Origin of the sequence: Neobacillus sp. SuZ13 (assembly GCF_030123365.1) — a bacterium.
GTDB lineage: Bacteria > Bacillota > Bacilli > Bacillales > Cytobacillaceae > Neobacillus.
The window spans coordinates 357,501-369,029 of record NZ_CP126107.1 but is presented as its reverse complement, the minus strand read 5'-3'; the positions used below and the strand labels follow the sequence as shown (position 1 = coordinate 369,029).

At 43.5% G+C, this 11,529-nt stretch carries 10 protein-coding genes, 2 rRNA genes and 1 riboswitch (1 of these 13 cut by a window edge); all 12 genes read right to left on the bottom strand.

Annotated elements, in window-relative coordinates:
- Positions 1-5 precede the first annotated feature (5 nt).
- Complete coding sequence (purF, locus tag QNH17_RS01860) at positions 6-1,409, bottom strand: amidophosphoribosyltransferase (RefSeq protein ID WP_283877128.1); 1,404 nt, start codon at positions 1,407-1,409, stop codon at positions 6-8.
- Positions 1,385-3,610, bottom strand: a complete 2,226-nt coding sequence (gene purL, locus QNH17_RS01855) for a phosphoribosylformylglycinamidine synthase subunit PurL (protein ID WP_283877127.1) — start codon at positions 3,608-3,610, stop codon at positions 1,385-1,387. Before purL ends, purF begins: the two co-directional genes overlap by 25 nt.
- Positions 3,594-4,277 carry a phosphoribosylformylglycinamidine synthase subunit PurQ gene (gene purQ / locus QNH17_RS01850; protein WP_283877126.1) on the bottom strand — a complete coding sequence of 228 codons (684 nt, stop codon included), beginning with the start codon at positions 4,275-4,277 and terminating at the stop codon, positions 3,594-3,596. Before purQ ends, purL begins: the two co-directional genes overlap by 17 nt.
- A complete protein-coding gene (gene purS, locus QNH17_RS01845; RefSeq protein ID WP_098934680.1) occupies positions 4,274-4,528 on the bottom strand; it encodes a phosphoribosylformylglycinamidine synthase subunit PurS in 255 nt (84 codons plus the stop codon). Before purS ends, purQ begins: the two co-directional genes overlap by 4 nt.
- Positions 4,521-5,234 (bottom strand): phosphoribosylaminoimidazolesuccinocarboxamide synthase, encoded by a 714-nt coding sequence (gene purC, locus QNH17_RS01840; protein WP_283877125.1) that lies wholly within the window; start codon positions 5,232-5,234, stop codon positions 4,521-4,523. The genes purS and purC overlap by 8 nt, the downstream gene beginning before the upstream one ends.
- A 154-nt stretch (positions 5,235-5,388) precedes the next feature.
- On the bottom strand, positions 5,389-6,687 hold the full coding sequence (gene purB, locus QNH17_RS01835; protein WP_283877124.1) for an adenylosuccinate lyase: 1,299 nt from the start codon (positions 6,685-6,687) through the stop codon (positions 5,389-5,391).
- Between the two features lie 3 nt (positions 6,688-6,690).
- Positions 6,691-7,839, bottom strand: coding sequence for a 5-(carboxyamino)imidazole ribonucleotide synthase (purK, locus tag QNH17_RS01830; protein ID WP_283877123.1), 1,149 nt, complete (start codon positions 7,837-7,839; stop codon positions 6,691-6,693).
- Complete coding sequence (gene purE / locus QNH17_RS01825) at positions 7,832-8,320, bottom strand: 5-(carboxyamino)imidazole ribonucleotide mutase (RefSeq protein ID WP_283877122.1); 489 nt, start codon at positions 8,318-8,320, stop codon at positions 7,832-7,834. Before purE ends, purK begins: the two co-directional genes overlap by 8 nt.
- 125 nt (positions 8,321-8,445) lie before the next feature.
- Positions 8,446-8,547, bottom strand: a riboswitch (purine riboswitch).
- Between the two features lie 94 nt (positions 8,548-8,641).
- Entirely contained in the window at positions 8,642-8,839 is a 198-nt protein-coding gene (locus QNH17_RS01820; RefSeq protein WP_283877121.1) for an NETI motif-containing protein, read from the bottom strand.
- Between the two features lie 27 nt (positions 8,840-8,866).
- Entirely contained in the window at positions 8,867-9,724 is an 858-nt protein-coding gene (locus QNH17_RS01815; protein ID WP_283877120.1) for a mechanosensitive ion channel family protein, read from the bottom strand.
- A gap of 130 nt (positions 9,725-9,854) precedes the next feature.
- A 5S ribosomal RNA gene (gene rrf / locus QNH17_RS01810) occupies positions 9,855-9,971 on the bottom strand.
- A gap of 76 nt (positions 9,972-10,047) precedes the next feature.
- Positions 10,048-11,529, bottom strand: a 23S ribosomal RNA gene (locus QNH17_RS01805) (it continues 1,453 nt past the right edge of the window).

Below are 11,529 nucleotides of genomic sequence, written 5' to 3'. Positions count from 1 at the left end.
CCTTCCTACTTCTGATAATAATATTGGAGTGTATCTGGATAAATTTCAGTTGGGTAATTCCCTGTGAAACAGCCTAGGCAATAGCCATTCGTGCCTTCTTGGCCTAATGCATGCATCATGCCCTCCACACTGATAAAGGTTAATGAATCCGCTCCAATAAGTTCTCTTATTTCCTCGACACTTTTATCAGAAGCAATTAATTCTTCTTTTGTTGATGTATCTATTCCATAAAAACATGGATTCTTAATAGGCGGGGAGCTGATGACTACATGTACTTCTGTCGCCCCTGCTTCTTTCAAGAGATTGACAATTCTTCTGCTCGTCGTCCCGCGCACGATTGAGTCATCAACCATAATAACCCTTTTCCCTTCCACGACTCCACGAACCGCCGAGAGTTTCATCTTTACCCCTTGCTCCCGTAACGATTGAGAAGGTTGAATGAAGGTTCTACCTACATAACGGTTTTTAATTAATCCCATTTCATAAGGAATCCCTGCTTCTTCGGCATAACCGATTGCCGCTGAGATACTTGAATCAGGAACGCCGGTGACAACATCAGCTTCGATTGGTACCTCTATTGCTAATCTTTTACCCATATTTTTGCGGGCGGTGTGGACATTGATTCCTTGAATGTTGCTGTCCGGTCTTGAAAAATAAATATATTCCATCGTACAAATCGCTTTTGTTGAACTTACAGCGAATTGTTCTGATACTAGCCCCTGATCATTGATAATTAATAGTTCTCCGGGCCGAATATCGCGAATATATTCCGCTCCCACGACATCAAAGGCACAGGTTTCCGATGCGACAACGTAAGCATCACCTAGGGAACCAAGCGAAAGAGGTCTTAATCCGTGCGGATCTAGTGCCACCATTAATTCGTTTTCTGTCATGATAAGGTAAGCATATGCCCCTTTTAACATAGAAAGTGCGTTTTTGGCACGGTCTTTTGAATCGGAGTAGCCGCTTCTTTTCATTAGGTGTGCTAATACTTCAGTATCAGAGCTTGTTTGAAAAATGCTTCCTTGAGCTTCCAACTGATGTTTTAATGAATTAACATTTACTAAGTTTCCATTATGGGCAAGCGCGAGACTTCCTGTTTGTGAATGGAACAAGAGCGGCTGAACATTCTCATAACCGCCGCCTCCTGCTGTAGCATAACGAACGTGACCGATGGCTGATGTGCCTGTCAGTTCCTTCATCGCTTCCGTGGTAAAAATCTCAGCAACTAGCCCTTCACCTTTTACCCCTTTAAGCTGTTTGCCATCTGAGACCACAATCCCGGTCCCTTCCTGGCCGCGATGCTGCAGGCTGTGAAGTCCATAATAGGTTAACTGTGCTGCATCCTGGTGTCCCCAGACACCAAAGATGCCACACTCTTCATTTAATCCCTTGATTTCAGGTAGCATGGGATCGCCCCTTTCCAGGCCGCTTTTAATTCTTCAATCGAAGCTTCAAGTACTGTTGACTCACCATTTGTGATTTGCAGTTTTGCTGACTCATTCACTGTTCCAATTTGTACTGCGTCTACTAAACTTTCAAACTCATTCTTATCTTCTGCTTTTACTGTTAAAAGAAAACGAGATTGTGTTTCACTGAATAAAGCTGAGACTGAATTTCCAGCGATGCTTACTTCTGCACCGAGCTTTTCATTTGCGAAAAGACATTCAGCTAATGCAACCGCTAAACCGCCTTCTGATAAATCATGCGCGGATTCTACTACTCCTGCACGGATCGCAGCAAGAACCTGGTTTTGTCTTTCTTTTTCAATTGTTACGTTTAATTCAGGGGCTTTACCGAATACTTTTCCGTTCAGAAGCTTTTGCAGCTCACTGCCGCCGAATTCATCCTTTGTTTCCCCTACTAAATAGATAAGGTCACCGTTCTGTTTGAAGTGCTGTGTTGTAATATGATCAAGATCCGTTACTAAACCAACCATCCCTACTACAGGTGTTGGATAGATCGCTGTGCCGCTAGTTTCGTTATATAAAGAAACGTTTCCGCCGATAACCGGTGTCTCGAGGACACGGCAGGCTTCGCTCATACCATCGGCTGCTTTTTCAATCTGCCAGAACACTTCTGGCTTTTCTGGGTTACCGAAATTTAGGTTATCTGTAATTGCTAATGGCTCTGCACCCGAACATACAATATTGCGTGCTGCTTCCGCTACGGCGATTTTTCCGCCTACTTCCGGATCCAAATAGACATAACGGGAATTACAATCAGTTGTCATTGCCAGCGCTTTTCGTGTGCCGCGGATTCTTACAACCGCTGCATCAGAACCTGGTGAAACGACTGTGTTTGTACGCACCATGTAATCATACTGCTCATAAACCCATTCCTTGCTAGCTACAGTTGACTGGCTTAAAAGGCTTACTAATGTTCCTTTCAAATCGTCGATCTGAGGAACTTCGTTTTCCATCGCTTGGAATTCAGCAAAATAGCTTGGTTCTTTTGATGGCTTATGGTAAACCGGTGCTTCTTCCGCTAGTGCATCAGCCGGAACATCCGCCACGATTTCTCCTTTATGGAATAGGCGCATCTGTTTATCGCTAGTAACCTTTCCAATCCCTACGGCTTCTAAACCGTATTTTTCAAAAAGCTCAACGATTTCCTGTTCTCTTCCCTTTTTAACAACGATAAGCATCCGTTCTTGGGACTCAGACAGCATCATTTCGTAGGCAGTCATGCCTGTTTCACGCTGTGGCACCAAGTCCAAATTCATCTCAATGCCCATTCCAGCTTTACTGGCCATTTCTGCAGATGAACTAATAAGTCCCGCTGCCCCCATGTCTTGAATTCCAACTAGGGCATCACTATGAATTAGTTCTAGGCAAGCTTCTAACAATAGCTTCTCCATAAATGGATCACCAACTTGAACCGCTGGACGATCTTCACTTGATTGTTCCGTTAATTCCTCAGAAGCGAATGTTGCACCATGAATTCCGTCACGGCCGGTTTTTGCCCCAACATACATCACCGTATTTCCTTCACCATGTGCTTGCCCTTTTTTAATGTCTTTATGGTCAATTAACCCAACGCACATCGCATTCACTAATGGATTTCCATCATAGCAAGGGTCGAACTGGATTTCGCCGCCAACTGTTGGAATACCGATACAGTTTCCATAACCGGCAATCCCAGCAACTACTTCTTTAAATAAATAGCGTACACGTGCCGAATCTAGTTCACCAAATCGCAGTGAGTTCAACATTGCAATTGGACGTGCTCCCATTGAGAAAACGTCGCGGATAATCCCGCCTACACCCGTTGCCGCGCCTTGATAAGGCTCAATTGCGGATGGGTGGTTATGACTTTCGATTTTAAAAACAACTGCTTGCTCGTCACCGATATCAACGATTCCAGCACCTTCCCCTGGTCCTTGAAGTACTCGTTCACCAGTAATAGGGAATTTTTTTAGAATAGGCTTTGAATTTTTATAGCTGCAGTGTTCCGACCACATAACCGAGAAAAGACCTGTTTCGGTATAGTTTGGTGTACGGCCAAGAATGTTTTCAACCATTGCAAATTCTTCATCGGACAAACCCATTTGCTGATAAATTTTTTCTGCTTTGATCTGAGTAGGATTTGGTTCAAGCGTTGACAACATGTGCTTCCCTCCAAGCTTTTACAATCGATTGGAACATCTTTAAACCATCGGCGCTGCCGAGCAATTCATCTACGGCTCTTTCCGGGTGTGGCATCATTCCAAGGACATTTCCTTTTTCATTGGTAATTCCTGCGATATCTGCAAGACTTCCGTTCGGATTTTGATTATAGGTAAAGACAATTTGATTATTTTCTTTCAGACTTGCAAGGGTTTCCTCGTCACAATAGTAGTTTCCTTCACCATGGGCGACAGGGATGACGATTGATTCGCCTTTGCTGTATTCAGTCGTAAACATCGTCTGATTGTTTTCTACTTTTAACTCCACTGGCTTGCAAATGAAAGATAGGCTTTCATTACGTCTCATGGCACCTGGCAGCAATCCTGCTTCGAGCAGAATTTGAAATCCGTTACAAACGCCAAGGACTGGCTTTCCTGCTTCTGCCGCTTTAATGACTTCCTTCATGACATTACTAAATCTAGCGATGGCTCCCGTACGCAAATAGTCGCCATATGAAAAGCCGCCAGGAAGAAGAATTCCATCAAATTCATCTAAGCTTTCAGAATCATGCCAAACATATTCAACCTGCTCTCCGAGTTCATCTTGAATGGCATGGAACATATCAATGTCACAATTCGATCCAGGGAAGACGATTACTGCAAATTTCACAGAGTAACACACTCCTCTACTTCGTAACGGTAATCTTCGATAACAGGATTAGCTAAAAGATTGGTACAGATTTCATTGATCACTTCATTAATATCACGCTCAGACTTTTCAATCGTTAATTCCATATATTTACCGATGCGGACATCGGCTACTTCCTTATAGTTTAAAGAGTGTAAAGAGTTAGTTACTGCTTTCCCCTGCGGGTCTAAAACACTTTCTCTTAATGTGACAAATACCTTTACTTTATACATGTTGACGTCCTCCCAATCTCGCTAAAATATTTTCATAGGCATCTGTTAAACTTCCTAAATCACGTCGGAATACATCCTTATCGAGCTTTTCATTTGTTTCTTTATCCCACAGCCTGCAGGTATCAGGGGAGATTTCATCGGCTAATAATATTGTGCCTTCAGCGTCTTTTCCAAACTCAAGTTTAAAATCGATGAGACGTATGCCAAGGTCATTGAAAAAGCTTGCTAAAACGGTATTAATTTGGAGTGCTTTTTCTCGTAAAATCGCTGCCTCCTCGGTAGTTGCCACTTGCAATTCAAGGATGTGATCAATTGTTAAGAGCGGATCACCTAGTTCGTCGTTTTTCAGGTAAAACTCAACGATCGGAGTAGTTAGCTCGCGTCCCTCTTCGATTCCCAATCGATTGGCGAGGCTTCCTGCCGCAATGTTTCGTACAACTACCTCAAGCGGAATGATGGTAACTTTTTTCACCAGTTGTTCTGTTTCGGAAACACGCTCAATAAAGTGGGACTCAATTCCCTGTTCTTTAAGTTTTAAAAATAGCAAACTAGTAATCTCGTTATTTAAACGCCCTTTTCCAGTTATGTCGGCCTTTTTTTGTCCGTTATAGGCAGTTGCTGAATCCTTATACTCAACCAAAACAATCTGTTCATCGTCTGTTGCGTAAATTCGTTTTGCTTTTCCTTCGTATAAAGGTTTTTTCATTGGAAAGCGCCTCCTGTTTTGCAATATTGGGAATCTTCAGAGTGAGAGAGGAGCATAAGTGACCGAGTTCTCGCTTTTTTCTCGATATCAGTCACTTAGAACCTCTCTATGTTACCGTAAGGTTACTTTTTCTTGTTCTCGGTCACATAAAGCCTTATTCATTCAACCCTAAGCGGTCAAAAATAGTATCTACATGTTGCAGATGGTAGTTATAATCAAAGCAATCAGCAATTTCGGCTTCGGATAGCAGTGAAGTTATCTTTTCCTCTGCTTCAATCAAGCTGCGGAAAGGAACTTGTTTTTCCCAAGCTTCCATCGCCTTTGGCTGAACGGTATCATACGCCTCTTCACGTGATAATCCTTTATCAATTAACGCAAGCAGTACACGTTGGGAATAAATTAAGCCCAGTGTCCGGTCCATATTACGCTTCATATTCTCTGGATAAACCGTCAAGTTCTTCACAATGTTGCCAAAACGATTCAGCATATAATTCAAACCAATTGTTGCATCAGGTAAGATAATCCGTTCCGCTGATGAATGGGAAATATCGCGCTCATGCCAAAGCGGTACATTTTCATAAGCAGTAAGCATATACCCGCGAATTACACGAGCAATTCCTGTCATATTCTCGGAACCAATCGGATTCCGTTTATGCGGCATTGCCGAGGATCCCTTCTGACCTTTTGCAAAAAACTCTTCGACTTCACGCGTTTCACTCTTTTGCAGCCCACGGACCTCAACAGCAAACTTCTCAATGGAAGTAGCAATCAACGCGATTGTTGACATGTAGTGGGCATGACGGTCACGCTGTAAGGTCTGCGTAGAGATTGGTGCTCTTTGCAGTCCTAATTTTTCACAAACATACTGTTCCACAAACGGATTAATATTTGCATAAGTACCAACCGCACCAGAGATTTTCCCAAATTCGATTCCTTCTGCTGCCTGCTTAAATCGCTCTAGGTTCCGTTTCATTTCTTCATACCATAGCGCAAGCTTTAAGCCAAAAGTTGTTGGCTCAGCATGGACCCCATGTGTCCGTCCCATCATGACAGTAAGCTTATGTTCAATTGCTTTATTTCTTAGGATCTCAATGAAGTTTTCTAGGTCCTTTTGTAATATTGCATTGGCCTGCTTTAAGATGTAAGATAGGGCCGTATCAACAACATCCGTTGACGTTAAACCGTAATGAACCCATTTCTTCTCTTCCCCTAATGTTTCAGATACCGCGCGGGTAAAAGCAACCACATCGTGCCGTGTTTCTTCTTCAATCTCTTTAATGCGGTCAATATTGAAGGAAGCATTTTCGCGTAACTTCTTCACATCTTCCTTTGGGATGTCACCTAGTTCTGCCCATGCCTCACAGGCTAGTATTTCTACCTCAAGCCAGGCATTAAAGCGGTTTTCCTCTGTCCAAATTGCTCCCATTTCCGGTCGTGTATAACGATCAATCATGTTTTATCCCCCGATCTTTTCTTTTACTGGTTTCCAGATGCTGCTCTCGTTAATTTCTGCAAGGGCCTCCTCGACACTTTCGCGCAAAATAGTCACATGCCCCATTTTTCGTTTTATCTTTGCTTCTTCTTTTCCATATAAATGAATCTTCCAGTCATTCAAGGCCGGAATTTCCTTATACAGTTGTTCAAGATGCTCTCCTAATAGGTTGACCATAACAGCCGGTTTTAATAGCCCCGTTCTCCCTAAAGGCCAATTACAAATGGCACGGATATGCTGCTCAAACTGTGACGTTTCGCAAGCTTCGATCGAATAATGCCCAGAATTATGCGGTCGTGGTGCTAATTCATTAATATAAATGGTCCCATCATTAGTCAAAAACATTTCGACAGCCAGCGTCCCGACTAATTGTAACGAATCGGCCAGCTTATTTGCCAGCTGAACAGCTTCACTCTGTAAAACTTCTGAAATTCTTGCTGGAACAATCGTTGTATCTAATATATTTTCTTTATGAATGTTTTCAGCCACTGGAAGAAATGTCGTTTCACCATCAAGCTTGCGTGTCACGATTACTGATATTTCTTTTTCAAAGGGTATCCATTTTTCTAATACACAAGCACCGTGCTTTAAAAGGGGTTCGCCCTTAGATAGATCCTGCTGATCCCTAATCACCAGTTGACCCTTTCCATCATAACCGCCTCTTGCCGTTTTCAGGACTGCCGGATATCCGATGGTATTTATCTTTAAAAATAAATCCTCGATGTTATTAATCACTTCATATGGAGCAACCTCCACACCCGCTTGTTGGATCGCTGCTTTTTCTTTAATCCTGTCCTGCGTAATTGTTAATAACCGCGGGCCTTGCGGGACATTTGCCTGGTTACATAACCACTCGAGTGTATCTGCATCAATGTTTTCAAATTCATAGGTTATTACATCACTAACTTCTGCTAATTTACTGATAGCTTCACGATCATCATAGGCCCCAATGACCTCAATATCTGCAACCTGTCCGCACGGAGAGTCCGTCGTTGGTTCTAAAACAGCAATTCGAAAGCCTTGAGCCTTTGCTGCTAGTGCCATCATTCTGCCAAGTTGGCCGCCGCCGATAATTCCAATCGTTGCTCCTGGTAAAATCGTTTTGTTAGACAAGTTGATCACTACTTTCTAATACTTCTTGTTTAGTGGCTTCTCTTCTTGCTTCTAATTTTGCAGCTAAGTCAGCGTCACCTGTTGCTAGGATTTGTGCTGCTAGTAAACCAGCATTCGTTGCACCTGCTTTGCCTATTGCCACAGTAGCTACGGGCACACCACCCGGCATTTGGACGATAGACAGCAATGAGTCTAACCCCTTTAAGGCCTGTGTTTGGACAGGAACACCGATTACTGGCAAAGTGGTTTGTGCTGCTACCATGCCAGGAAGATGGGCCGCTCCGCCAGCTCCGGCAATAATCACCTTTAAACCTCTTTCTCTGGCTTCCTTGGCATATGTAAACATCAAATCAGGTGTCCGATGGGCTGATACCACTTTTTTTTCATAAGCAATTTCAAACTGGTCGAGAACCTCACAAGTATGTTTCATTGTTTCCCAATCCGATTTACTTCCCATGATCACTCCAACAAGAATGGACATCAAAAATCCCCCTTTTTTCCCAAATAAAAAACCCGAAACAAATAGCTTCTCATGTAAGAGAAAGCCATTTGTTCGGGCATAGTGGCAGTGGATAACAAATTAAGGGTCCTCCCTTAATTATACCGAACATATTGACTTTCCCTCATAGTCCAATAATTTACGGTTATTGGGTAGAAACTTATGGGCCATATTCCCATGGATATACGAGGGTAAAGATAAATTGTTATTGATTAATTCACTTCTATATCTTACAATCATCTTCGTTAGGTGTCAATCAATTAATCGAACATTATTTTTAAATACTACATTAATGTTCGTGTTTTACTCTATTAATGTGCCCTCAAAGATAATTTGACGGGCAATTGGTTCATAAATAGTCTCATTGCCTTTTTTTATTTCTTGAAATATTGGCTTTTCCGTTCGGCGTATAGGCGTATAGCCCAACTTTTTCATTCTATTTAAGCAGTCCTCAATACTCTCATTTGATTGTACCTCAAATTGCATTTTCTTTTTACCCATTACCAGTAAGTACCTCTCTTTCCACTTTTATTTGCCCTCTTTTAAAAAAACATTGTCAACCGGCTTTACTAACATTGTGTCTTCTGCCAATTTTATTTCATAATCAAACAGTGTTTGAGCGATAATCCGCCTCGCTTCTTTTGCCGCATCCCAGTATAAAGTATCATCAACAAGGCCTGTAACCGTATATTCAATTCCTCGGTATCCTGAATTGATGGTGGTCATCCCATATACTTGGAATGGTTCTATCGGACAATTAGCGGAGTCCAATTTTAAACACGCTTCGTGCAGCTCATTGATTTTTTCACAGGCAATTTCAAGAATTTCCAACACCCTTTCAGGATTTTCCCGATAGCTTACCACGATTCTTTCAATTACCCGCATTTGATCAATATTGAAGTTATGAATCTGTTTGATTTCACCATTGCTGATCGTTAAAACCTTGCCGCTCCATTCTCGTATCTTTAAGAATCTTAATCCTATATCGACAACTGTTCCATTAAACGTATTATTAATGGTGATGAAGTCACCTTTATGCAGCTGCTTTTCATAAATCAAGAAAATACCTGAGAGAATATCCTTAATGATGCTTTGCGCTCCAAACCCAAGGATTACCCCAAGTATACCTGCCCCAGCCAAAATTCTTCCAAAATTACTAACATATTGAGATATAGCAAAAAAGATGAAACTGAGAGTTGCCGTATATTTCGTTAACGAGCGAATCATACTTTCAATGGTCTGCTCTTTCCGTTCTTCAATGAAATGGGTTTTTAGAAAAAAATTATGCACTGTTTTATTTATAATAAAAACAATGACCCTTGCAATAATCGCTGCTAATAATATGCTAGTCAGTTTATAGTGATGCAGCAAATCGGTCCACTCCATTAAACCACCCACTTTTCTTACAATCATACCTAGTGTTAGTGTTTGCAATGTTTGATGTTAAAAACTAACGATGGAAAAATAATTTAATTTAAACCAAAAAAGAACAACCTTTTCAGGTTGTCCTTCTAGTGCCTAGCAACGTCCTACTCTCACAGGGACGCGTGTCCCAACTACCATCGGCGCTGAGAAGCTTAACTTCCGTGTTCGGTATGGGAACGGGTGTGACCTTCTCGCCATTGCTGCCAGACTATTTAACTGAGGTTTCATTCCCTCAAAACTAGATAATGCAGAAGAAGTTTGTAAACTTTGAGTTCACCTTAAAAATGGTTAAGTCCTCGAACGATTAGTATCAGTCAGCTCCACATGTTACCACGCTTCCACCTCTGACCTATCAACCTGATCATCTTTCAGGGTTCTTACTAGCTTGCGCTATGGGAAATCTCATCTTGAGGGGGGCTTCATGCTTAGATGCTTTCAGCACTTATCCCGTCCGCACATAGCTACCCAGCGATGCTCTTGGCAGAACAACTGGTACACCAGCGGTGCGTCCATCCCGGTCCTCTCGTACTAAGGACAGCTCCTCTCAAATTTCCTGCGCCCACGACGGATAGGGACCGAACTGTCTCACGACGTTCTGAACCCAGCTCGCGTACCGCTTTAATGGGCGAACAGCCCAACCCTTGGGACCGACTACAGCCCCAGGATGCGATGAGCCGACATCGAGGTGCCAAACCTCCCCGTCGATGTGGACTCTTGGGGGAGATAAGCCTGTTATCCCCGGGGTAGCTTTTATCCGTTGAGCGATGGCCCTTCCATGCGGAACCACCGGATCACTAAGCCCGACTTTCGTCCCTGCTCGACTTGTAGGTCTCGCAGTCAAGCTCCCTTGTGCCTTTACACTCTGCGAATGATTTCCAACCATTCTGAGGGAACCTTTGGGCGCCTCCGTTACTTTTTAGGAGGCGACCGCCCCAGTCAAACTGCCCACCTGACACTGTCTCCCACCCCGATCAGGGGTGCGGGTTAGAATTTCAATACAGCCAGGGTAGTATCCCACCGACGCCTCCACCGAAGCTAGCGCTCCGGCTTCTCAGGCTCCTACCTATCCTGTACAAGCTGTACCAAAATTCAATATCAGGCTACAGTAAAGCTCCACGGGGTCTTTCCGTCCTGTCGCGGGTAACCTGCATCTTCACAGGTACTATAATTTCACCGAGTCTCTCGTTGAGACAGTGCCCAGATCGTTACGCCTTTCGTGCGGGTCGGAACTTACCCGACAAGGAATTTCGCTACCTTAGGACCGTTATAGTTACGGCCGCCGTTTACTGGGGCTTCGATTCAGAGCTTCGCTTGCGCTAACCCCTCCTCTTAACCTTCCAGCACCGGGCAGGCGTCAGCCCCTATACTTCGCCTTGCGGCTTCGCAGAGACCTGTGTTTTTGCTAAACAGTCGCCTGGGCCTATTCACTGCGGCTCTTCGAGGCTATTCACCTCAAAAAGCACCCCTTCTCCCGAAGTTACGGGGTCATTTTGCCGAGTTCCTTAACGAGAGTTCTCTCGCTCACCTTAGGATTCTCTCCTCGCCTACCTGTGTCGGTTTGCGGTACGGGCACCTTTTATCTCGCTAGAGGCTTTTCTTGGCAGTGTGGAATCAGGAACTTCGGTACTAAATTTCCCTCGCTATCACAGCTCAGCCTTCACGAGAGGCGGATTTGCCTACCTCTCAGCCTAACTGCTTAGACGCGCATATCCAACAGCGCGCTTACCCTATCCTCCTGCGTCCCCCCATTGCTCAAACGATAAAGA

What these genes read in the sequence shown, in the direction of transcription:
- purF (WP_283877128.1), bottom strand. Translation starts at nt 1,409, where the DNA reads ATGCTACCTGAAATCAAGGGATTAAATGAAGAGTGTGGCATCTTTGGT.
- QNH17_RS01820 (WP_283877121.1), bottom strand. Translation starts at nt 8,839, where the DNA reads ATGGGTAAAAAGAAAATGCAATTTGAGGTACAATCAAATGAGAGTATT.
- purC (WP_283877125.1), bottom strand. Translation starts at nt 5,234, where the DNA reads ATGAAAAAACCTTTATACGAAGGAAAAGCAAAACGAATTTACGCAACA.
- purB (WP_283877124.1), bottom strand. Translation starts at nt 6,687, where the DNA reads ATGATTGATCGTTATACACGACCGGAAATGGGAGCAATTTGGACAGAG.
- purE (WP_283877122.1), bottom strand. Translation starts at nt 8,320, where the DNA reads ATGTCCATTCTTGTTGGAGTGATCATGGGAAGTAAATCGGATTGGGAA.
- QNH17_RS01815 (WP_283877120.1), bottom strand. Translation starts at nt 9,724, where the DNA reads ATGGAGTGGACCGATTTGCTGCATCACTATAAACTGACTAGCATATTA.
- purS (WP_098934680.1), bottom strand. Translation starts at nt 4,528, where the DNA reads ATGTATAAAGTAAAGGTATTTGTCACATTAAGAGAAAGTGTTTTAGAC.
- purL (WP_283877127.1), bottom strand. Translation starts at nt 3,610, where the DNA reads ATGTTGTCAACGCTTGAACCAAATCCTACTCAGATCAAAGCAGAAAAA.